Annotated in this window: 17 protein-coding genes and 1 pseudogene; 16 read left to right on the plus strand and 2 right to left on the minus strand. The window is 71.0% G+C overall.

Annotated elements, in window-relative coordinates:
* Window positions 1-5: 5 nt before the first annotated feature.
* Complete coding sequence (locus AB5J55_RS35655; RefSeq protein WP_369274571.1) at window positions 6-977, minus strand: 2-dehydropantoate 2-reductase; 972 nt, start codon at window positions 975-977, stop codon at window positions 6-8.
* Between the two features lie 260 nt (window positions 978-1,237).
* Here AB5J55_RS35655 and AB5J55_RS35660 point away from each other — a divergent pair, with 260 nt between their 5' ends.
* The 4 genes from AB5J55_RS35660 (at window position 1,238) to AB5J55_RS35675 (ending at window position 4,588) form a co-directional block, all read left to right on the plus strand.
* Window positions 1,238-2,581 (plus strand): OFA family MFS transporter, encoded by a 1,344-nt coding sequence (locus tag AB5J55_RS35660; RefSeq protein WP_369274572.1) that lies wholly within the window; start codon window positions 1,238-1,240, stop codon window positions 2,579-2,581.
* A complete protein-coding gene (locus tag AB5J55_RS35665) occupies window positions 2,556-2,684 on the plus strand; it encodes a hypothetical protein (RefSeq protein ID WP_274245889.1) in 129 nt (42 codons plus the stop codon). The genes AB5J55_RS35660 and AB5J55_RS35665 overlap by 26 nt, the downstream gene beginning before the upstream one ends.
* Before the next feature lie 148 nt (window positions 2,685-2,832).
* Complete coding sequence (locus AB5J55_RS35670) at window positions 2,833-3,771, plus strand: beta-ketoacyl-ACP synthase III (RefSeq protein WP_369274573.1); 939 nt, start codon at window positions 2,833-2,835, stop codon at window positions 3,769-3,771.
* Window positions 3,772-3,910: 139 nt separating this feature from the next.
* A complete protein-coding gene (locus AB5J55_RS35675) occupies window positions 3,911-4,588 on the plus strand; it encodes a GntR family transcriptional regulator (RefSeq protein WP_369274574.1) in 678 nt (225 codons plus the stop codon).
* A gap of 15 nt (window positions 4,589-4,603) precedes the next feature.
* On the opposite strand, the gene AB5J55_RS35680 is transcribed toward AB5J55_RS35675, so the two are convergent.
* Window positions 4,604-5,185 (minus strand): DUF4231 domain-containing protein, encoded by a 582-nt coding sequence (locus AB5J55_RS35680; protein ID WP_369274575.1) that lies wholly within the window; start codon window positions 5,183-5,185, stop codon window positions 4,604-4,606.
* Window positions 5,186-5,463: 278 nt separating this feature from the next.
* Between AB5J55_RS35680 and AB5J55_RS35685 the strand changes: the two genes are divergently transcribed.
* The 12 genes and pseudogenes from AB5J55_RS35685 to AB5J55_RS35740 all read left to right on the plus strand — a co-directional run bounded on the left by AB5J55_RS35685 (window position 5,464) and on the right by AB5J55_RS35740 (window position 22,348).
* Window positions 5,464-6,645 carry an ROK family protein gene (locus tag AB5J55_RS35685; RefSeq protein ID WP_369274576.1) on the plus strand — a complete coding sequence of 394 codons (1,182 nt, stop codon included), beginning with the start codon at window positions 5,464-5,466 and terminating at the stop codon, window positions 6,643-6,645.
* Between the two features lie 120 nt (window positions 6,646-6,765).
* Window positions 6,766-8,289 carry a sugar ABC transporter ATP-binding protein gene (locus AB5J55_RS35690; protein WP_369274577.1) on the plus strand — a complete coding sequence of 508 codons (1,524 nt, stop codon included), beginning with the start codon at window positions 6,766-6,768 and terminating at the stop codon, window positions 8,287-8,289.
* On the plus strand, window positions 8,286-9,305 hold the full coding sequence (locus AB5J55_RS35695) for an ABC transporter permease (RefSeq protein ID WP_369274578.1): 1,020 nt from the start codon (window positions 8,286-8,288) through the stop codon (window positions 9,303-9,305). Before AB5J55_RS35690 ends, AB5J55_RS35695 begins: the two co-directional genes overlap by 4 nt.
* A 49-nt stretch (window positions 9,306-9,354) precedes the next feature.
* A complete protein-coding gene (locus AB5J55_RS35700; protein WP_369274579.1) occupies window positions 9,355-10,392 on the plus strand; it encodes a substrate-binding domain-containing protein in 1,038 nt (345 codons plus the stop codon).
* A gap of 59 nt (window positions 10,393-10,451) precedes the next feature.
* The gene (locus tag AB5J55_RS35705) at window positions 10,452-11,663 is read left to right on the plus strand and encodes a Gfo/Idh/MocA family protein (protein WP_369276377.1); all 1,212 of its coding nucleotides are present in this window, start codon (window positions 10,452-10,454) and stop codon (window positions 11,661-11,663) included.
* Window positions 11,664-11,696: 33 nt separating this feature from the next.
* Window positions 11,697-12,695, plus strand: coding sequence for a sugar phosphate isomerase/epimerase family protein (locus AB5J55_RS35710; RefSeq protein WP_369274580.1), 999 nt, complete (start codon window positions 11,697-11,699; stop codon window positions 12,693-12,695).
* Between the two features lie 304 nt (window positions 12,696-12,999).
* On the plus strand, window positions 13,000-16,716 hold the full coding sequence (locus AB5J55_RS35715) for a ThuA domain-containing protein (RefSeq protein ID WP_369274581.1): 3,717 nt from the start codon (window positions 13,000-13,002) through the stop codon (window positions 16,714-16,716).
* A gap of 93 nt (window positions 16,717-16,809) precedes the next feature.
* Window positions 16,810-17,904 (plus strand): annotated as a pseudogene (locus AB5J55_RS35720) (inositol-3-phosphate synthase); the annotation flags it as partial.
* Window positions 17,905-18,559: 655 nt separating this feature from the next.
* Entirely contained in the window at window positions 18,560-19,597 is a 1,038-nt protein-coding gene (locus tag AB5J55_RS35725) for an SCO3242 family prenyltransferase (protein WP_369276378.1), read from the plus strand.
* Window positions 19,594-20,559: a sugar phosphate isomerase/epimerase family protein gene (locus AB5J55_RS35730; protein WP_369274582.1), complete on the plus strand. Its 966-nt coding sequence runs from the start codon at window positions 19,594-19,596 to the stop codon at window positions 20,557-20,559. The genes AB5J55_RS35725 and AB5J55_RS35730 overlap by 4 nt, the downstream gene beginning before the upstream one ends.
* The gene (locus AB5J55_RS35735) at window positions 20,556-21,371 is read left to right on the plus strand and encodes an EboA domain-containing protein (RefSeq protein ID WP_369274583.1); all 816 of its coding nucleotides are present in this window, start codon (window positions 20,556-20,558) and stop codon (window positions 21,369-21,371) included. The genes AB5J55_RS35730 and AB5J55_RS35735 overlap by 4 nt, the downstream gene beginning before the upstream one ends.
* Window positions 21,371-22,348: a TatD family hydrolase gene (locus AB5J55_RS35740; RefSeq protein WP_369274584.1), complete on the plus strand. Its 978-nt coding sequence runs from the start codon at window positions 21,371-21,373 to the stop codon at window positions 22,346-22,348. The genes AB5J55_RS35735 and AB5J55_RS35740 overlap by 1 nt, the downstream gene beginning before the upstream one ends.

Here is a 22,348-nt window from a genome sequence, read left to right on the forward strand (position 1 = left end):
GCTCCTCATGCGGCGCTCCTCAGCGCGAGCAGGTCCGAGATGGCGTGCACGGTGCGCAGGGTGGGCACCTCCACGCCGGTGATCTCCGCCAACTCGACGACCGCCGCGAGGAGTACGTCGAGTTCGAGCGGCTTGCCGCGCTCCAGGTCCTGGAGCGTGGAGGTGCGGTGGTCGCCGACCCGCTCGGCGCCCGCGAGGCGGCGCTCGATGGAGACGCCGACCTCGCAGCCGAGGGCCTCGGCGACCGAGAGCGTCTCGGTCATCATGATCTCGATGACCTTGCGGGTGCCGCCGTGCAGGCACATCTGCCGCATGGTGGCGCGGGCCAGCGCGCTGATCGGGTTGAAGGAGATGTTGCCGAGCAGTTTGAGCCAGATGTCGTTGCGCAGGTTCGGCTCGACCGGGCACTTCAGGCCACCGGCGATCATGGCCTCGCCGAGGTCCCGGCAGCGCTTGGACACGCTGCGGTCGGGCTCGCCGACGGAGAACCGGGTGCCTTCCAAGTGCCGTACGACACCGGGCCCTTCGAGCTCGGTCGCGGCGTACACGACACAGCCGATGGCCCGTTCGGGCGCGAGCACCGCACTGACCGCGCCGTCCGGGTCCACACTTTCGATGCGGTGGCCGTCGTAGGGGCCGCCGTGGCGGTGGAAGTACCACCAGGGGATGCCGTTCTGGGCGGCCACGACCGCCGTGGTGTCGTGCAGAAGGGGCTCGATGAGCGGCCCGCACGCCGCGTACGAGTTGGCCTTCAGGCCCAGGAAGACGTAGTCGACCGGACCGACTTCGGCCGGGTCGTCGGTCGCATGTGCGCGGGCGGTGAAGTCGCCGCGCGGACTGAGCACCCGCACTCCGTGCTGCCTCATGGCCGCCAAATGCGGTCCACGGGCGATGAGGTGCACGTCGGCGCCCGCGCGATGGAGCGCGGCTCCGACGTAGGCGCCGATGGCACCGGCGCCGAGGACTGCAACTTTCACTTCGGAACGCTCCGTTCGGTCGAGGGAGTACCGCGGAGGTGACTGGGAGAGGTCCGACAGCAGGGAACTGTCGAATCCTGTCGACGGAATATTGTCTACAGTATGGATAGGGGGTCAGCAAGGGTTCGCGCACGCACCCGCAGCTTCCCGTGCCTTCCCGGACACGGTTCGACCGTTCGTCGCGTGCCGCATACCGCTCACCGCATACGGTCGACGTGCCGCCTTCTCAACTTCCCTCGCGCTCCCTACCGTTCGGGATCATGAGTCCACCGGTCGCACCCCCGGGATGGAGCCGCTGGCTGGTTCCGCCCGCCGCTCTGTCGGTCCATCTGTCCATCGGCCAGGCCTACGCCTGGAGCGTGTTCAAGCCGCCGCTCGAATCCGCCCTCGGCCTCAGCGGCACACAGAGCGCGCTGCCGTTCCAGCTCGGCATCGTCATGCTCGGTCTGTCGGCCGCGTTCGGCGGCACGCTGGTGGAGCGCAACGGGCCGCGCTGGGCGATGACGGTCGCCCTGATCTGCTTCTCGTCCGGCTTCCTGCTCTCCGCGCTGGGCGCGGCCACCGAGCAGTACTGGCTGATCGTTCTCGGCTACGGCTTCGTCGGCGGGATCGGCCTCGGCATCGGCTACATCTCCCCGGTCTCGACGCTGATCAAGTGGTTCCCCGACCGGCCCGGCATGGCCACCGGCATCGCCATCATGGGCTTCGGCGGCGGCGCGCTCATCGCCTCGCCCTGGTCGGCGCAGATGCTGGAGTCGTTCGGCAGTGACAGCTCCGGGATCGCGATGGCGTTCCTGGTGCACGGACTGTCGTACTCCGTCTTCATGCTGCTCGGCGTGCTGCTGGTCCGCGTGCCGCGCACCGAGAAGCCGGTCGGCGACGGGCCCGGCGTGTTCGACGGACCGCAGGTGTCCGCCCGCAACGCCGTGCGCACCCCGCAGTTCTGGTGCCTGTGGATCGTGCTCTGCATGAACGTGACCGCGGGCATCGGCATCCTGGAGAAGGCCGCCCCGATGATCACGGACTTCTTCGCGAACACCTCGACACCGGTGTCGGTGTCGGCCGCCGCGGGCTTCGTCGCCCTGCTGTCCGCCGCCAACATGGCGGGCCGGATCGGCTGGTCGTCGGCCTCCGACCTGATCGGACGCAGGAACATCTACCGCCTCTACCTGGGCGTGGGCGCGCTTATGTACGGGCTGATCGCGCTGGCCGGCGACTCGTCGAAGCCGCTGTTCATCCTGTGCGCGCTGGTGATCCTCTCCTTCTACGGCGGCGGCTTCGCGACGATCCCCGCCTATCTGAAGGACCTCTTCGGCACCTACCAGGTGGGCGCCATCCACGGGCGGCTGCTCACCGCCTGGTCCACGGCCGGCGTCCTCGGGCCGCTGATCGTGAACTGGATCGCCGACCGGCAGGAGGAGGCGGGCAAGGACGGCTCGTCCCTGTACACGACGTCCCTGTTCATCATGATCGGGCTGCTCGCCGTCGGCTTCGTCGCGAACGAACTCGTCCGCCCCGTCCACCCCCGCCACCACGTCCCGTCCCCCACCTCCGCCCCGGCGTCGAAGGAGGCCGCAGATGTCCAGCGACAGCAGTCCGCCTAGCCGGCGGGGCCTGATCGCCTTCGCCTGGGTGTGGGTGGGGGTGCCGCTCGCGTACGGGCTCTACGAACTCGTACAGAAAGCGACGCAGCTGTTCACCGGGTAGGCGTTCGAGAGATGTTCGGGCGTCCGATTGTCTGATGGAAGGCGACAACACGGGCGCCCGTTTCCTGTGGCATCACTTGCAGCCGTACCCGCGAGTCACTGATCAGACTGGTGAATCCCGCTACCGATGTTCGAGGGGATCACCATCGATGAACGGCTCGCGCATCGCCGCAGTCGGCCACTATCAGCCCGCCAGGGTGCTCACCAACGAGGAACTGGCGGGCATGGTCGACACCAGTGACGAGTGGATCACCTCCCGGGTGGGCATCCGTACGCGCCACATCGCCGGGCCCGACGAGCCCGTCGACGAGCTGGCCGCGTACGCCGCCGCCAAGGCGCTCGCGGCGGCGGGCCTCGCGCCCGGCGACATCGACCTGGTCCTGGTCGCCACCTCCACCGCCATCGACCGCTCCCCGAACATGGCCGCCCGCGTCGCGGCCCGCATCGGCATCCCGTCGCCCGCCGCGATGGACATCAACGTCGTCTGCGCCGGGTTCACCCACGCCCTGGCCACCGCCGACCACGCCGTACGGGCGGGGGCCGCGGCCCGCGTGCTGGTGATCGGCGCCGACAAGATGTCCGACGTGGCCGACTGGAGCGACCGTACGACCTGTGTGCTGGTCGGCGACGGGGCCGGCGCGGCCGTCGTGGAGGCGTCCGGCGAGGCCGGCATCGGGCCGGTGCTGTGGGGCTCGGTGCCCGAGATGGGGCACGCGGTGCGCATCGAGGGACAGCCCGCGCGGTTCGCGCAGGAGGGGCAGAGCGTCTACCGCTGGGCGACGACGCAGCTGCCGAACATCGCCCGCCGGGCCTGCGAGCGGGCGGGCCTCGCCCCCGCGGACCTCGCCGGGGTCGTCCTGCACCAGGCCAACCTGCGCATCATCGAGCCCCTCGCCGAGAAGATCGGCGCCGTCAACGCCGTGGTCGCGCGGGATGTGTCCGAGTCCGGAAACACCTCGGCGGCGAGCATTCCGCTGGCGCTGTCCAAACTCGTGGAACAGGGGCGGATCTCGACCGGGGATCCGGTGCTGCTGTTCGGCTTCGGCGGCAACCTGTCGTACGCGGGGCAGGTCGTGCGCTGCCCCTGATGCGGGTGTGATGTGGCCAACTCCCCGGTTCCCTGGCCTTTGTGCGCCGTAGACTGTAGACGAAAGACAATTGATACCGGCTTTCCGTGACGGTCGGCTACGCGACGCAGTCGCCCGGTGTGCGCCCAGGAGGGGACCGATGTTGTCGACAGGACTGCCGCAGGGTGCGGTGCCCAAGCTCGAACGGCCCGGCCCGCTGCGCGACCGCGTCTACGAGGCGCTGCTCGAACTCATCACGACCCGTGCCCTCCAGCCCGGCCAGCATCTGGTCGAGAGCGAACTGGCAGGCCACCTGGGCGTGTCCCGGCAGCCGGTGCGCGAGGCGCTGCAGCGGCTGAACACCGAGGGCTGGGTCGATCTACGGCCCGCGCAGGGCGCGTTCGTGCACGAGCCGACGGAGGAGGAGGCCGACCAGCTCCTCACCGTCCGCACCCTCCTGGAGGCCGAGGCGGCCCGCCTCGCCGCCGCCCACGCCGACAGCGCCGGCATCGCCGCCCTGGAGCAGCTGTGCGCGGAGGGCGAGCAGGCCGTCGCCGCCGATGACGTCGACGCGGCCGTCGCCCTCAACGCCCGCTTCCACGCGAAGATCATGGAGCTGGCGGGCAACGCGGTCCTCGCCGAGCTGGCGGCCCAGGTGGACCGGCGGGTGCGCTGGTACTACACGCCGGTCGCCCGTCAGCGCGGGCAGCAGTCCTGGATCGAGCACCGCGGCATGATCGCCGCGATCACCGACCGGGACGAGCAGGGCGCCACGCAGCTGATGCGGGAGCACACCGAACACACGCGAAGGTCGTATCACGACCGGGCCAAGTCCTGAGCTGCGCCGCGGAGTTCAGTACTGCGCGTTGTTCCCCGTGGCATCCGTGCGCGGACTCGCGAGCTGTATCCACGTGCCCATCTCCCGCTGCTCGATGCGGGTGACGTTGGCGGCGAGCATCTGGTCCCGGGTCGCCGGGTCGGCGTACGGCTCGGCGCCGGTGAAGTAGAGGCGGCGTTCCGCCTCGACCGCCTCGCGGGCCTCGCTGAAGCGCAGGTAGTCGTCCTGCCAGTGGAAGACGGACCGCAGGCCGGTGATCACCACGACGACGCCGCCCAGGATCGCGGGCACCTCGGCGGTCCCGGGCGAGATGACGGCCGACACCGGGATCGAGGCGGAGACGAGCAGCAGCAGGGTCTCGGTGAGCCGGAAGTTGCGGCGCGCCCTGATGGCGGCCTTGTGGTACCAGCCGTACGACCCGTTCGCCACGCGCATCGCATAGCCGGGCCCGGTGTCGGGCGACGAACCGCCGGACCGCGGGGGAGTGGCGGGGACGGGTATGGGCGGCGTGGCGGGAACAAGTGGTGACGGCGTGACGTCGGCGCTGTCCGCGGCCTGCGTCGATGCCGGTTCGTCGGACGAGGTTCCCTGAGCCATGCGCGCTCCCCCCAAGCACTGCTGCCGGAGGGACAGGGTAGCCAACCGGCCCCGTGTGCGCGGTACTTGCGCGCCCTCGGCGCACAGAGAGCATCAGCGGCAGGGGACGTACCGATCTCGCCTTTGTCCTGTGAGTGGAGAAAGTTGACAGCAATCTCTGCGCAACTTCTTCCCAGCCCCGGCGCCCACTGCTACGTTCCCCTCGAAAGCAGGCCGCGGACGTGGCCGAAACCCGGCGTGCACAGGCCGATTGAGGCGGGGAGGGGCTCGTGAGACGCATGACGGCACGACCCGCGAACGCCCATCAGGCCAAGCTGCTCAGGCTGCTGCGCGACGGCGGGCCCAACTCCCGGGCCCAGCTGGGCGATCAGATCGACCTCTCGCGGTCCAAGCTGGCCGTGGAGGTGGACCGCCTGCTGGAGACCGGGCTGGTCGTGGCCGACGGACTCGCCGCCTCGCGCGGTGGGCGCCGTTCGCACAACGTCCGGCTCAATCCCGGGCTGCGGTTCCTCGGTGTCGACATCGGCGCGACCTCGGTCGACGTCGCCGTCACCAACGCCGAGCTGGAAATCCTCGGCCATGTCAACCAGCCCATGGACGTCCGCGAGGGCCCGGTCGCGGTCTTCGAGCAAGTCCTGTCCATGGCAGCGAAGTTGAGGGCCTCGGGGCTCGCGGAAGGGTACGACGGCGCCGGCATCGGCGTCCCCGGACCGGTCCGCTTCCCCGAGGGCGTACCGGTGGCCCCGCCGATCATGCCGGGCTGGGACGGCTTTCCCGTGCGGGAGGCGCTCAGTCAGGAACTCGGCTGCCCGGTCATGGTCGACAACGACGTGAACCTCATGGCGATGGGGGAGCAGCACGCGGGCGTCGCACGCTCCGTGGGCGACTTCCTCTGCGTCAAGATCGGCACCGGCATCGGCTGCGGCATCGTCGCGGGGGGCGATGTCCACCGGGGCGTCACGGGCAGCGCGGGCGACATCGGGCACATCCAGGCCGTGCCCGACGGCCGCCCCTGTGCCTGCGGCAACCGGGGCTGTCTGGAAGCCCACTTCAGCGGGTCGGCCCTCGCCCGGGACGCCGTCGAGGCGGCCCAGCAGGGGCGGTCGGAGGAACTCGCCTCGCGGCTGGAGGCGAACGGCACCCTGACCGCCGTCGACGTCGCCGCCGCGGCCGCCGCGGGCGACGCCACCGCGCTCGACCTGATCCGCGAGGGCGGCAACCGCGTCGGCCAGGTCATCGCCGGACTCGTCAGCTTCTTCAACCCCGGCCTGGTGGTGATCGGCGGCGGGGTGACCGGCCTCGGCCACAACCTGCTCGCCGCGATCCGCACGCAGGTCTACCGCCAGTCGCTGCCCCTGGCGACCGGCAACCTGCCCATCGTCCTGGGGGAGTTGGGCCCCACCGCCGGCGTCATCGGCGCGGCCCGGCTCATCAGCGACCACCTGTTCTCACCCGCGTAAGCCACTACTTCGTACGGCTCACCCGCACAGCACTTCGCACCGCCCTGCTCTGCCCCGCACAGCACCGCGCCTCGCTCCGCCCTGCCCTGAACCGGCCCGCACGCCCGCCAAGGGGACCTCATGGCATCAGAACCACCCCTGCTCAGCATGTCCGGCATCACCAAGTCGTTCCCCGGAGTCCGTGCCCTCGACGGCGTCGACCTCGACGTCCAGGCCGGTGAAGTGCACTGTCTGCTCGGTCAGAACGGCGCCGGCAAGTCCACGCTCATCAAGGTCCTGGCCGGCGCCCACCAGCCCGACACCGGCACCATCCGCTGGCGCGGCGAGGAGGTCACCCTCCGCTCGCCGATCGCCGCCATGCGCCTCGGCATCGCCACCATCTACCAGGAACTCGACCTGGTGGAGCACCTGTCGGTGGCCGAGAACGTCCACCTCGGCCATGAGCCGACGGCCGCCGGGTTCGTCGTACGCGGAAAGGTCGCGCGGACGTCGACAGCCCAGCTCCTCAAGCGACTTGGCCACCCCGAGATCGACCCCGCCCGCCTGGTCGGTGAGTTGTCGGCGGCCCAGCAGCAGATCGTCTCGATGGCACGGGCGCTCTCCCACGACGTACGGCTGATCGTGATGGACGAGCCGTCCGCGGCCCTGGACCCGGACGAGGTCGACAACCTCTTCCGCATCGTCGGCGACCTCACCGCCGCCGGAGTCGCCGTCGTGTACATCTCGCACCGGCTGGAGGAGATCCGCCGGATCGGCGACCGGGTGACGGTGCTGAAGGACGGTCGGGCCGTCGCGGGCGGGCTCCCCGCGAAGACCACGCCGACGCGCGAGGTCGTGGCCATGATGACGGGGCGCAATGTCGAGTACGTCTTCCCCGAGCGGCCGGCGCAGGACATGGCCGCGGCCGGGAAGCCGCTGCTGGAGGTGCGGGGACTCGCCCGGGACGGCGAGTTCGAGCCGCTCGACCTGACCGTGCGGCCCGGGGAGATCGTCGGGCTCGCCGGGCTGGTGGGCTCCGGGCGCTCGGAGATCCTGGAGACGATCTACGGGGCCAGGAAGCCCACCGCCGGTCAAGTCCTCGTCGACGGGCGGGCGTTGCGACCCGGCAGCGTGCGGGCCGCCGTGCGCGCCGGGCTCGGGCTCGCCCCCGAGGAGCGCAAGGCGCAGGCGCTGCTGATGCTGGAGTCCGTCACCCGCAATGTGTCGGTCTCGTCCATGTCCCGCTTCTCGCGCGGCGGCTGGATCGACCGGGCCGCCGAACTGGGGGCGGCACGGGCCGCGACCCGCGAACTGTCGCTGCGGCCCGACAACCCGTCCGTGCCCGTGCGCACCCTCTCCGGCGGCAACCAGCAAAAGGCCGTCCTGGCCCGCTGGCTGCTGCGCGGCTGCCGCGTCCTGCTGCTCGACGAACCAACCCGAGGCGTCGACGTAGGCGCCCGCGCCGAGCTGTATGCCGTGGTCCGGCGACTGGCCGACGAAGGCCTCGCCGTGCTCCTGGTCTCCAGTGAAGTGCCCGAAGTGCTGGGCCTCGCCGATCGCGTCCTGGTGCTGCGCGAGGGCCGTGTCGTACACACCGCTCCCGCGCGCGAACTCGACGAACACCGCGTACTCGACCTCGTCATGGAAGGAAGCCCGGCGTCATGACGCAGCACGCCTCCCCGCCCCGGGACAGCACCGGCAAGGTGCAGTCGGCCGGAGCACCGCCCGTCTGGCGGGGCCTGATGGCCCGCGCCGACGTGCGCACGCTCTCCCTGCTCGGCGTTCTCGCCGCACTGATCGTCATCGGCGGCATCACCAAGCCGGACGAGTTCCTGGACACCCGCAACCTCCAGCTCGTCCTCACCCAGGCCTCCGTGATCGGCGTCGTCACCGTCGGCATGACCTTCGTCATCGTCTCCGGCGGCATCGACCTGTCCGTCGGCGCGATCGTCGCGCTCGCCTCGGTGTGGGCGACGACCGTCGCGACCCAGGAGTACGGCTTCGCCGGCATCCTGTTCACGGCGGTGATCGTCGGCGTGGGGTGCGGGCTCGTCAACGGGATGCTGATCGCGTACGGCGCGATGGTCCCGTTCATCGCCACCCTCGCCATGCTGGCCTCCGCGCGCGGACTGGCCCTCCAGATCACCGACGGCAAGACGCAGATCGTCACCATTCCCTCGGTACTCGACCTCGGCGAGCGCGACGCATACGTCCTCGGCATCCCGCCACTGGTCATGGTGTTCGCGGTCGTGACGGTCATCGGCTGGCTGGTCCTGAACCGCACGACCTTCGGGCGGCGCACGGTCGCCGTCGGCGGCAACGCGGAGGCGGCCCGGCTCGCCGGCATCGACGTCCGCCGCCAGCGGCTCTACCTCTACCTGCTGTCCGGACTGTGCTGCGGCATCGCCGCCTTCCTGCTGATCATCCTGTCCGGCTCCGGCCAGAACACCAACGGAAACCTCTACGAACTCGACGCCATCGCCGCCGCGATCATCGGCGGCACCCTTCTCACCGGGGGCCGCGGCACCATCGTCGGCTCCGTGCTCGGCGTCCTGATCTTCACCACGATCACCAACATCTTCGCCCTGAACAACCTGCAGAGCGATGTCCAGCAGATCGCCAAGGGCGCGATCATCGTCGCCGCCGTGCTGGTCCAGCGCCGTACCGCAAGCACGACCTGAGGGTCGTCCCGCTTCCGCTCCGCACGACCTGAGGAAAGGGTTCACCGCCATGCCAGAGCTCACCAGTCGCAGAGGGCTGTTGTTCGGATCCGCCGCCATAGGAGCCGGTGCCCTCCTCACGGGTTGCACGAGCAACGAGTCCAAGGACGAGCCGGCCGCGAACGACCAGCCGGCCGCCGACGACAAGCCCGGCAAGCAGGTCACCATCGGCTTCGCCGGACCGCAGGCCGACCACGGCTGGCTCAACGCCATCAACGACAACGCCAAGAGCCGGGCGAAGAAGTACTCCGACGTCACCCTGGAGATCACCGAGGGCTCCAACGACACCGCCGCACAGATCGGCCAGATCGAGACGCTGATCAACAAGAAGGTCGACGTGCTGGTGGTGCTGCCCGCCGACGGCAAGGCGCTCACCCAGGTCGGCCTGAAGGCGATGCGGGCCGGGATCCCGGTCATCAACCTCGACCGGATCTTCAACACCCCGCAGGCGTACCGCTGCTGGATCGGCGGCGACAACTACGGCATGGGCCTCAACGCCGGCCACTACATCGGCGAGAAGCTCAAGGGGAAGTCCGGCGCCAAGGTCATCGAACTCGCCGGCCTCGACAACCTGGAACTCACCAAGCAGCGAACGCAGGGCTTCGACGACGCTCTGAAGAACTACCCGAACATCCAGAAGGTGGCCCGCCAGGCTGCCGAGTTCACGGTCGAGTCCGGGCAGGCCAAGATGGCCCAGCTCCTGCAGGCCCAGTCGAAGTTCGACGCGCTCTGGAACCACGACGACGACCAGGGCGTGGGCGCGCTGCGGGCCATCGAGCAGGCCGGGCGCGACGACTTCCTGATGGTCGGCGGCGCCGGCGCCCTGTCCGCCTTCCAGGCGATCAAGCAGGACGACGGCGTCCTCAAGGCCACCGTCCTGTACCCGCCGACCATGGCCGCGTCCGCCATCGACCTGGCTCGCGCGCTCGGCCAGGGCAAGGGCGTGGGCGGCATGGCCGAGTTCGAGATCCCGGCCTCGATCACGCTCTACTCGGCGGTCGTCGACAAGGCCAACGTCGACCAGTACATGTCCACCGGCTTCAAGTGATCCGTTCCGCCCGCACCCCCCACGTGCGCCACCCCGACCAGGACGAGGAGGACACCCACATGGGACAGCCGCAGCAGCAGTCAGAAGGGACCGAGGCAGGTAAGCCACCCTTGCGCGTCGGAATGGTCGGCTACGCCTTCATGGGCGCCGCACACTCCCAGGGCTGGCGCACCGCGGGCCGTTTCTTCGACCTGCCGCTGAACCCGGTTCAGGCCGTGATCTGCGGCCGGGACGCCGCCGCCGCGCGGGCGGCGGCCGACCGGCACGGCTGGGCGTCCGTCGAGACCGACTGGCGTGCCCTCGTCGAACGGGACGACGTCGACCTCGTCGACATCTGCACCCCCGGCGACAGCCACGCCGAGATCGCCCTCGCGGCCCTGGCCGCCGGCAAGCACGTCCTGTGCGAGAAGCCTCTCGCCAACACGGTCGAGGAAGCCACGTCGATGGCGCGGGCGGCCGAAGAAGCGTTCGAGCGTGGCCAGGTGGCGATGGTCGGCTTCAACTACCGACGGGTGCCGGCCACCGCCCTGGCTCGCAGCATGGTCGCCGAGGGCCGCCTGGGAGCGCTGCGGCACGTGCGCGTGACGTACCTCCAGGACTGGCTGGTCGACCCCGAGTTCCCGCTGACCTGGCGGCTGCGCAAGGAACACGCCGGCTCGGGCGCGCTCGGCGACCTGGGCGCCCACATCATCGACCTCGCGCAGTACCTGGCGGGGGAGCGGCTGACCGGGGTGTCGGCCCTGACGGAGACCTTCGTACGGGAGCGCCCGCTTCCCGGCGGCGCCACGAGCGGCCTCTCCGCCGTCTCCGCCAACGGAGCCGGCCAGGTCACCGTCGACGACGCCGCCCTGTTCACCGGCCGCCTCCCGTCGGGCGCCCTCGCGTCCTTCGAGGCCACCCGCTACGCCACCGGCCGCAAGAACTCCCTGCGCATCGAACTCAACGGCGAGCTCGGCTCGATCGCCTTCGACCTGGAGCGGCTGAACGAGCTCTCGTACCACGACGGCAGGGAACCGGGCGCGCACGCCGGCTTCCGCCGCATCCTCGTCACCGAACCCGACCACCCCTACCTGGACGCCTGGTGGCCCCCGGGCCACGGCCTGGGCTACGAGCACACCTTCGTCCACCAGGCCCGCGACCTGGTCCACGCCATCGCCGAGGGCAGGCAGCCCGAGCCCTCCTTCGCCGACGGGCTGCAGGTGCAGCGCGTACTGGCGGCGGTCGAGGAGAGCGCCGAGAAGAACGCCGTCTACACCCCGATCGCGGTCTGACACACCCCGAGCGGCCCGAGGAGGCTGACGCGCATGCCGCGTACGTTCACGCTGTTCACCGGCCAGTGGGCCGACCTGCCGCTGGAGGAGGTCTGCCGGCTCGCCCGCGACTTCGGCTACGACGGACTCGAACTCGCCTGCTGGGGCGACCACTTCGAGGTCGACAAGGCCCTCGCGGACCCGTCGTACATCGACTCCAGGAAGACACTGCTCGACAAGTACGGCCTCAAGTGCTGGGCGATCTCCAACCACCTGGTCGGCCAGGCCGTCTGCGACGCCATCATCGACGAACGCCACCAGGCCATCCTGCCCGGCGAGGTGTGGGGCGACGGGGACCCGGAGGGGGTCCGGCAGCGTGCCGCCGCCCGCATGAAGGACACCGCGCGCGCCGCGGCCGCCTTCGGCGTCGACACGGTGATCGGCTTCACCGGCTCCGCGATCTGGCACCTGGTGGCCATGTTCCCGCCCGCGCCCGAGTCGATGATCGAACGCGGCTACGAGGACTTCGCGACGCGCTGGAACCCGATCCTGGACGTCTTCGACGAGGAGGGCGTGCGCTTCGCGCACGAAGTCCACCCGAGCGAGATCGCCTACGACTACTGGACGACACAACGCGCCCTGGAGGCCGTCGGAGGCCGCCCCGCCTTCGGTCTGAACTTCGACCCGTCGCACTTCGTGTGGCAGGACCTCGACCCCGTGGGCTTCCTGTGGGACTTCCGCGATCGCATCTACCACGTCGACTGCAAGGAGGCCCGCAAGCGCCTCGACGGCCGCAACGGCCGCCTCGGCTCCCACCTGCCGTGGGGCGACCCGCGCCGGGGCTGGGACTTCGTGTCGGCCGGACACGGCGACGTCCCCTGGGAGGACGTCTTCCGGATGCTGCGCTCCATCGACTACAAAGGCCCGATCTCCGTCGAGTGGGAGGACGCCGGCATGGACCGGCTCCAGGGCGCCCCCGAGGCGCTGAGCCGTCTCAAGGCGTACGACTTCGAGCCGCCCAGCGCGTCCTTCGACGCCGCGTTCAACAACTGAACCACGCACCCGGCGCTGGTCGGGGACGGGGACCGGCAGCACCGCCGGTCCCCCCTCCGACCTGCCCAGATGCTGCTTTGTCCTTTGACGGGAGAAAGTTCAACCGAGTCTGACGCAAGGGGTGTTCGCCCCGGACGGACGCGGTTACCGTCCCTGAAGTGTTCAGGACACACACAGAAGTGTTCATGGCACACACAGAAGTGTTCATGGCACAGCCACCTCCGGGGTGACGGCGCACCCCGGCGCCCGCACCGCACGTCTTCGCACCCACCCTGTACGGCCCACCCGTTCCCGGAGGGACTTCGTGCACAGAACCAGACTCCGCAGCACCCGCACCCCCCGCCCCAGACTTCGCACCGCCGTCGCCCTGTTCACCGGCCTGCTCCTGGCCGTGGGCACCCCGGCGACCGTCGCCGGCGCCCATCCCGGCCACCCGGAGCACGACGAACCGGCGGCCGAGGGACAGTTCCAGCAGGTGCCGCTCGCCAAGGGCGAACCCGAGATGGGTGAGCCGATGTCGCTCGCCGTACTCCCGGACCGCAGCGTGCTGCACACCTCGCGCGACGGCACACTGCGCCTCACCGACCAGGGCGGCGTCACCAAGGTCGCCGGCAAGCTCGACGTCTACAGCCACGACGAGGAGGGGCTGCAGGGCGTCGGCATCGACCCGGACTTCGAGAACAACCGGGCGATCTACCTCTACTACGCCCCGCCGCTCGACACCCCCGCGGGCGACGCCCCGGAGACCGGCACCGCCGAGGAATTCAAGAAGTTCGACGGCGTCAACCGCCTCTCCCGGTTCACCCTGAACGCCAACGGCACGCTCAACAAGGCCAGCGAGAAGAAGGTCATCGACGTCGCGGCCTCCCGAGGCACCTGCTGCCACGTCGGCGGCGACATCGACTTCGACGCGGCCGGCAACCTCTACCTGTCGACCGGCGACGACACCAACCCCTTCGCCTCCGACGGCTACACGCCGATCGACGACCGCGAGGGCCGCAACCCCGCCTTCGACGCCCGCCGCAGCTCCGGCAACACCAACGACCTGCGCGGCAAGCTCCTGCGGATCAAGGTCGCCGAGGACGGCTCGTACACCATCCCGGAGGGCAACCTCTTCCCCCCGGGCACCGAGAAGACCCGTCCCGAGATCTACGCGATGGGCTTCCGCAACCCGTTCCGGATGAGCGTCGACGACAAGACCGGCATCGTCTACGTCGGCGACTACGGCCCCGACGCCGGCGCCGCCAGCCCCACCCGGGGCCCGGCCGGACAGGTCGAGTTCGCCAAGGTCACCAAGGCCGCCAACTTCGGCTGGCCGTTCTGCACCGGCAACAACGACGCCTACTTCGACTACGACTTCGCCACCGGCGCCACCGGCGAGAAGTTCGACTGCGCCGCCCCGAAGAACACCTCGCCGTACAACACCGGCCTCACCGACCTGCCACCCGCGCAGGCCGCGTGGATCCCGTACGACGGCGGCTCCGTGCCCGAGTTCGGCAGCGGCTCCGAGTCCCCGATGGCGGGCCCGGTCTACCGCTACGACCCCGACCTCGACTCCAAGGTGAAGTTCCCCGAGGCCTACGACGGCGACTTCTTCGCGGGTGAGTTCGGCCGCCGCTGGATCAAGCGGATCGAGCAGAACGAGGACGGCTCCGTAGCGAAGATCAACGACTTCCCGTGGACCGGCACCCAGATCATGGACATGGAGTTCGGCCCCGACGGCGCGCTCTACGTCCTCGACTATGGCATCTCCTGGTTCCAGGGTGACGAGCACTCCGCGCTGTACCGGATCGAGAACGCCGAGGACGGCTTCTCGCCGATCGCCGAGGTGAGCGCCGACAAGACGTCCGGAGCGGCCGGCCTGAAGGTCAAGTTCACCGCCTCCGCCAAGGACGCCGACTCCCCGGACCTCACCTACAGCTGGGACTTCGGCGACGGCACGAAGGGCGAGGGCCTCACCCCCACCCACCGGTACAAGAAGGTCGGCACCTACACCGCCACCTTCACCGCCAAGGACCCCGAGGGCAACACCGGCAACGCCAGCGCCCGGATCGTGGTCGGCAACACCGAGCCCAAGGTGAAGATCGACATCCCGGGCAACGGTGCTCTCGCCGAGTTCGGCAAGCCCGTCCCGTTCAAGGTGACCGTCACCGACCCCGAGGAGACCGTCGACTGCTCCAAGGTCAAGGTCGCCTACAGCCTCGGCCACGACTCCCACGCCCACGAGCTGACCAGCGAGATGGGCTGCGAGGGCACCCTGACGCCGCCCGCCGGTGACGGCGGCCACGACCCCAACGCCAACATCTACGGCGTCGTCGGCGCCAGCTACACCGACGGCGGGGCCAACGGCCAGGAGGCCCTGACCGGCACCGCCCGTACCGTCCTCCAGCCGCTGCACCGCCAGGCTGAGCACTTCAGCACCCAGTCGGGCGTGTCGGTCATCGACAAGACCGGCGCCAACGGCGGCAAGACCGTCGGCGACATCAACGACGGCGACTGGATCGCCTTCACCCCCTACCGGTTCGACGGACAGAAGAAGATGACCGTGCGGGCCTCCTCCGGCGGCGCGGGCGGCTTCATCGAACTGCGCACCGGCTCGCCCGACGGACCGCTGCACGGCTCGGCCCACATCCCGCCGACCGGCGGCTGGGAGACCTTCCAGAACGTCGACGTGCCGCTGCGGGCGCTGCCCAAGGGCACCACGGAGATCTACCTGGTCTTCAAGGGCGGCGAGGGCGCGCTGTACGACGTGGACGACTTCGAGTTCTCCAAGCAGCCGTTCAAGGGCGGCAAGAAGGTCCTGGTCTTCTCCAAGACCGCCGGCTTCCGGCACGACTCCATCCCGGCCGGCATCGCCGCCCTCAAGGAGCTCGGCGCCCCGGCCGGCATCACGGTCGACGCCACCGAGGAGGCCCGGCAGTTCACCACGACCAACCTCGCCAAGTACGACGCGGTGGCCTTCCTGTCCACCACCGGTGACGTGCTGAACGCCGATCAGCAGAAGGCGTTCGAGGATTACGTGGCGGGTGGCGGCGGATACATGGGCATCCACGCCGCCGCCGACACCGAGTACCAGTGGGAGTTCTACGGCGGCCTCGTCGGCGCCTACTTCGACTCGCACCCGGCCATCCAGAAGGCCACCGTCCGCGTCGAGGACCACGACCACCCCTCGACCGCGCACCTGGGCGACGCCTGGGAGCGCACCGACGAGTGGTACAACTACCGCACCAACCCGCGTGAGCAGGCCAAGGTCCTCGCCACCCTGGACGAGACGACCTACCAGGGCGGGAACATGAAGGGCGACCACCCGATCGCCTGGTGCCAGAGCTACGGCGGCGGCCGCTCCTTCTACACCGGCGGCGGCCACACCAAGGAGTCCTACGCCGAGGAGGCCTTCCGGGCCCACCTGCTCGGCGGTCTGCAGTACGCCACCGGCCAGGTCAAGGCGGACTGCAAGCCGAGCAAGGACTACCGGAAGATCTTCAACGGCCAGACCCTGGAGGGCTGGAAGCAGGCCGGCCCCGGCAAGTTCAACGTCGAGGACGGCACCCTGGAGTCCGGGGGCGGCATGGGTCTGCTCTGGTACCAGGCCAAGGAGCTGAAGTCGTACTCCCTCAAGCTCGACTGGAAGATGCAGGGCGACGACAACTCCGGCATCTTCGTGGGCTTCCCGGCCTCCGACGACCCCTGGTCCGCGGTGAACAAGGGCTACGAGATCCAGATCGACGCCACGGACGCGCCCGAGCGCACCACGGGCTCCGTCTACTCGTTCAAGTCGGCGAACATCAAGGCCCGTGACCAGGTCCTGCGTCCGCCCGGCCAGTGGAACTCCTACGAGATCAAGGTCCAGGGCGAACGCCTCCAGGTGTTCCTCAACGGAGTCAAGATCAATGACTTCACCAACAAGGACCCCCAGCGGAGCCTGACCGACGGTCACATCGGCCTCCAGAACCACGGTGCCGACGACCAGGTCTCCTTCCGCAACATCCAGTTGAAGGAACTGCCCACCACGGGCGGCTGAGCGGCGGCGGGCGGGGGACGCCGGACCCCCGCCCGCCGTCTTTGTCCCTCCCCCCGGGGTTCGCGCACGACAAGCACGACAAGGAGGCTGCCCATGTCCGCGTCCTTCTCCCGACCGCGTGTGGGAGTGTGGCTGATCGGAGCCCGAGGCTCCGTCGCCACCACCGTCGTCACGGGGTGCGCCGCCGTCACCGCGGGACTGCACCCGCCCACCGGCATGGTGAGCGAGACCCCGGCGTTCACCGACAGCGGCCTGCCCGCGCTGGCCGACCTCGTCTTCGGCGGCCACGACACCCTCGACTGCCCGCTGCCCAAACGCGCCGAGACCCTGACCGCCGGCGGCGTCCTCCCACCCGGAGTCGCCACCGCCGTCGCCGCCGAACTCGCCGCCGCCGACCGGGAGATCAGGCCCGGTGGCCCCGCGCCGGGGGACACCAGGAGCGAGGCCGAACTGATCACGGCCTTCGCCGACGACATACGCGACTTCGTGCACCGCCATGAACTGGAGCGGGCCGTGGTGGTCAACGTCGCCTCCACCGAACCCGCGTCCCAGGGCCGTCCCGACTCCCCGCTTCCCGCCAGCACTCTGTACGCGCTGGCGGCCCTCCGCGCGGGCTGCCCCTACGTCAACTTCACCCCGTCCGAGGGCATGCACCACCCCGTCGCCGCCCGCGAGGCCGAGCGGAGCGGCCTGCCGTACGCGGGCCGGGACGGCAAGACCGGCCAGACCCTCCTGCGGGCCGTGCTGGGCCCGATGTTCGCGCAGCGGGCGCTGAACGTACGGGCCTGGTCCGGCACGAACCTGCTCGGCGGCGGCGACGGCGCCGCCCTCGCCGACCCGGCCGCCGCCGCTGCGAAGAACGCCGGCAAGGAACGCGTCCTCGCCGACACCCTCGGCACCGTCCCCGAGGGCGAGGTCCACATCGACGACGTCCCGGCCCTCGGCGACTGGAAGACCGCCTGGGACCACATCGCCTTCGACGGCTTCCTCGGCACGCGCATGATCCTCCAGACCATTTGGCAGGGCTGCGACTCGGCCCTCGCGGCACCTCTGGTGCTGGACCTGGCCCGGCTGACAGCCCGAGCCCACGAGGCCGGCCTGACAGGCCCGCTCGGCGAACTCGGTTTCTACTTCAAGGACCCGGTGGGGCAGGGGCCGTCGAGCTTGGGAGAGCAATACGCGGCGCTGGCGGGCCTGGGGGAGCGGCTTCGCCGGGCGGACGCGGGCGAGACCCCTCGGGGGGCGCAGGGCCGGGGCGGGGCGGCCGCCCGGGACGCCGGTCACCGCACTGCCGGTACTCGGGACGCCGGCCTGCCCGGGTCGGTTGAGGAGGCTGCGGTGGGGGGCGTCGAGCGGCGCGAGTCCGGGGCGGGGGCTGCGGGGCGGGGTGCGGATCTGCGCGGGCCTGCTGGGGAGGCTGCGGTGCGGGGCGGTGGTCTGCGCGGGCCTGCCGCGGGGGCTGCGATGTGGGACGTTGGTCCGCGCGAGCTTGCAGCGGGGGCTGCGGCGCGCGGTGCTGATCTGCCCGGGCCCGCTGGGGAGGCCGCCGCACAGGGCGTCGATCTCCGCGAGTCCGCCGAGGAGGCTGCCGCACGGGCCGGCGGTCCGGGCGAGCCCGCTCCGGGGAGCGGCCGTGAGCGCTAGGCCCTGTCGTTTGGATCGGCTCGGCTGTGAGGGTCGGTTCCTCTTGGCGGACCCGAGCGGGGTCTGGTGCGTGCAGCTGCAAGGCGGTGGAGGGAGTGGACGCGATGGGGGTACCCCCGCTCGAGCGATGTCGGGAGTGGGGGAGTCGGCGACCGTCGACAACGCGGCAGATGTGCGTGCCGGGGCCCGCGACGCCGAGATGATCCAAACGACAGGGCCAAGACGCGCCTGGGCCGAACTGCTGCGGCTCCCCGCCCTGTTCACCGTCCCCGGCGACGCCCTGAGCGGCGCCGTCGCCGCAGGGGGCCGGCCCAACTCCCGCACCTTGCTGGCCATCGGCTCCTCCCTCTGTCTCTACGAGGCCGGCATGGCCCTCAACGACTGGGCGGACCGCGAGGAGGACGCCGCCGAACGCCCCCACCGCCCCCTGCCCTCCGGCCGTATCCGACCGTCCTCCGCTTTCACCGCGGCCTGCGTCCTGACCGCCGCCGGGCTCGGCCTGGCCGCGAGAGCCGGCCGCCCCGCCCTGGCGGTGGCCGCCCCATTGGCCGCCACCGTCTGGGCGTACGACCTCGCCCTGAAGCACACGCCCGCCGGCCCCGTGGCCATGGCCGCCGCTCGCGGCCTCGACCATCTACTCGGGGCCGCCACCACCGGCCGACCCCAGGAGGCACTGCCCTCCGCCGCCCTTCTCGGCACCCACACCCTCGCCGTGACGACCGTCTCCCGCCGGGAGACCCAGGGCGGCACGTCCCTGCCGCCCCTGGCCGCCCTCGCCGCGACCGCCGCCCTTACCGGGCTCGTGGCACGTGGCGCTCTCGGCACGAAGCGAGCCGGGTCGACGAGGGCCGGGTCGACGGGGGCCGGGTCGACGGGGGTCGGCGAAGTGAGCGCCACTGGCCCCGGCGGGGGCACCGGCATCGGCAGCGCCGACGGCGCCAGTGCCGGCGCAGATCGCCGGAGGCCCGCGCACGACAGGTCCGGCCTCACGCTCGACGCTGCCCTGCGCACCGCCCTGGCCACCGCCTACGCCGCCACCGCCGGCCGCCCCTACACCCATGCCGCGCTCAACCCCTCCCCGCCCCTGACCCAGCGAGCCGTCGGCGGCGGCATCCGGGCCACCATCCCGCTCCAGGCGGCGCTCGCGGCCCGCGCAGGATCCGGGCTGACCGCCATGGCCATCGCCGCGCTCGCCCCGATCGGACGGAAGTACGCGAAGAAGGTGAGCGTCACATGAGCCCTCGGCCCCACCCGGCGCGGGACAACGGCGAACCGGCCTCCCCGGGCGTCCCCCTCCGCTTCGGCTACGGCACCAACGGCCTCGCCGACCTCCGCCTCGACGACGCCCTCGCGCTGCTCGCCGACCTCGGCTATGACGGCGTCGGCCTGACGCTCGACCACATGCACCTGGACCCGCTCGCCCCGGACCTCGCAGCCCGCACGCGCCGCCTCGCACAACGGTTGGACACACTCGGTCTCGACGTCACGGTGGAGACCGGCGCCCGCTACGTACTCGACCCGCGCCGCAAGCACGGCCCCTCCCTGCTGGACCCCGACCCGGACGACCGCGCCCGCCGCGTCGACCTGCTGATCCGCGCCATCCGGGTCGCCGCCGACCTCGGCGCCCACGCCGTCCACTGCTTCAGCGGAATCACACCCGGGGGCACCGACCCGGACACGGCCTGGGACCGCCTCGCCGAGGCACTCACCCCGGTCCTGGACGCCGCCACCACCGTCGGCGTCCCACTCGCCGTTGAACCCGAACCCGGTCACCTCCTCGCCACCCTCGCCGACTTCCACCGACTCCGCCGCACCCTCGGCGACGCGGACCACCTCGGCCTGACCCTCGACATCGGCCACTGCCAGTGCCTCGAACCCCTCTCTCCCGCAGACTGCATACGCGCCGCCGCCCCCTGGCTCCGGCACGTCCAGATCGAGGACATGCGCCGCGGCATCCATGAACACCTCCCTTTCGGCGACGGCGAGATCGACTTCCCACCCGTGCTCGCGGCTCTCGCCGCCACCGGCTACCAAGGCCTGACCGTCGTCGAACTGCCCCGCCACTCCCACGCGGGCCCCCACTTCGCCGGACTCTCCCTCCCGTTCCTCCGCAGCGCCGAGGCCACGACCCTCAGATCTCCCGTCCCCGTCCCATCGCACGGCGATCCCTCCGCCACCCCTGAAGGGAGCACCCCATGACCCACCCCCGCATCAGCCCGGCGACCCCGGGCGCGGACGCCGAAGGCCGCGCGCTCACGAACGCCCGGGGCGACACGGAACCCCGCCAGGACACCGCGCAGTCGTCCGGTCCCGTCACGACGAGCCTCGCTCTGATCCCGCCCGCCGAGTTGCGCGGCCATGTCACCGCACACCTCGACGCGAGCGGCCGCGCCTGGCTGCACCGGGCCCTCGACGAGGCCGCTTCCCACCCCGGCACCCACGGGCCCATCTCCATCTGGGAGTTGCGCATCGCCGAGGCCGGCCGCCGTTGCGGTTCCGATTACGCCGATGCCGCACGCGTCCTCATCCTGCACGCCGCTCGCGCCGACGCCGACGCTGTCTCCCGCGTCTACTTCCAAGGCACCGCCGCCGAACGCCGTGCCGTCCTGCATGCGTTGCCCCACCTCGTGCCCGGCCCCGAGGCCCTCCCACTGGTCGAGGACGCCCTGCGCACCAACGACACGAGCGTCCTCTCCGCCGCCGTCGGCCCCTACGCCGCCCGGCACCTCGACGCTCACCAGTGGCGCCACGCCGTCCTGAAGTGCCTGTTCACCGGTGTGCCGGTCAGCACGGTGGCCGAGCTGGACCGGCGTGCCCGCGACGACGCGGAACTCGCCCGCATGCTCTGCGACTACGCGGCCGAACGCACCGCCGCAGGTCGTCCGGTCCCCGAGGATCTGCACCGCGTCCTGACCCTGACCGACCCCACAGCCACTCCGCCGGCCTCCCACGGCCCCCGTGACACCGACGGCACCGACGGCACCGACGGCACCGACGGCAAGGAGTCCTGATGCGCCTCTTCGACCCCCACATCCACATGACGTCGCGCACCACCGACGACTACGAGGCCATGCACGCCGCCGGCGTCCGCGCCGTCGTCGAGCCCTCCTTCTGGCTCGGCCAACCCCGCACCTCTCCGGCCTCCTTCCTCGACTACTTCGACTCCCTCCTCGGCTGGGAGCCCTTCCGCGCCGCCCAGTACGGCATCGCCCACCACTGCACGCTCGCCCTCAACCCCAAGGAGGCGAACGACCCGCGCTGTGTCCCCGTCCTCGACGAACTGCCCCGCTATCTCGTCAAGGACCAGGTCGTCGCCGTCGGCGAGATCGGCTACGACTCGATGACCCCCGCCGAGGACACCGCCCTGGCCGCCCAGCTCCAGCTCGCCGCCGACCACGAACTGCCCGCCCTCGTCCACACCCCGCACCGCGACAAGCTGGCGGGCCTGCGTCGCACCCTCGACGTCGTCCGGGAGTCCGCACTGCCCACGGACCGCGTCCTGGTCGACCACCTCAACGAGACCACCGTCAAGGAGGCCAAGGATAGCGGCTGCTGGCTCGGCTTCTCCGTCTATCCCGACACCAAGATGGACGAGGAGCGGATGGTCGCGATCCTCCGTGAGTACGGGCCCGAGCAGGTGCTGGTGAACTCCGCCGCCGACTGGGGCAGGAGCGACCCCCTGAAGACCCGCAAGGTCGCCGACCTGATGCTCGCCGAAGGCTTCGACGAGGATGACGTCGACCTGGTGCTGTGGCGCAACCCTGTTGCCTTCTACGGGCTCAGCGGCCGCCTCACCCTTGACGTCGCGACCCCGGAGGCGACCCACGAGGGCAACTCCATCCTCCGCGGCGCCCCGAAGAACCCCCAGGAATCGGCCGAGGCCCCGAAGGAAGCCGATGTTCCGACCGACGCCCCGAAGAATGCCGACGGAGCGGTAGCTCCAAGAGAGCGGGACCACACGACCGCCGCCCCGACCCCGGGGGCGTGA

Origin of the sequence: Streptomyces sp. R11, assembly GCF_041051905.1 — a bacterium.
Classification (GTDB): Bacteria; Actinomycetota; Actinomycetes; order Streptomycetales; family Streptomycetaceae; genus Streptomyces.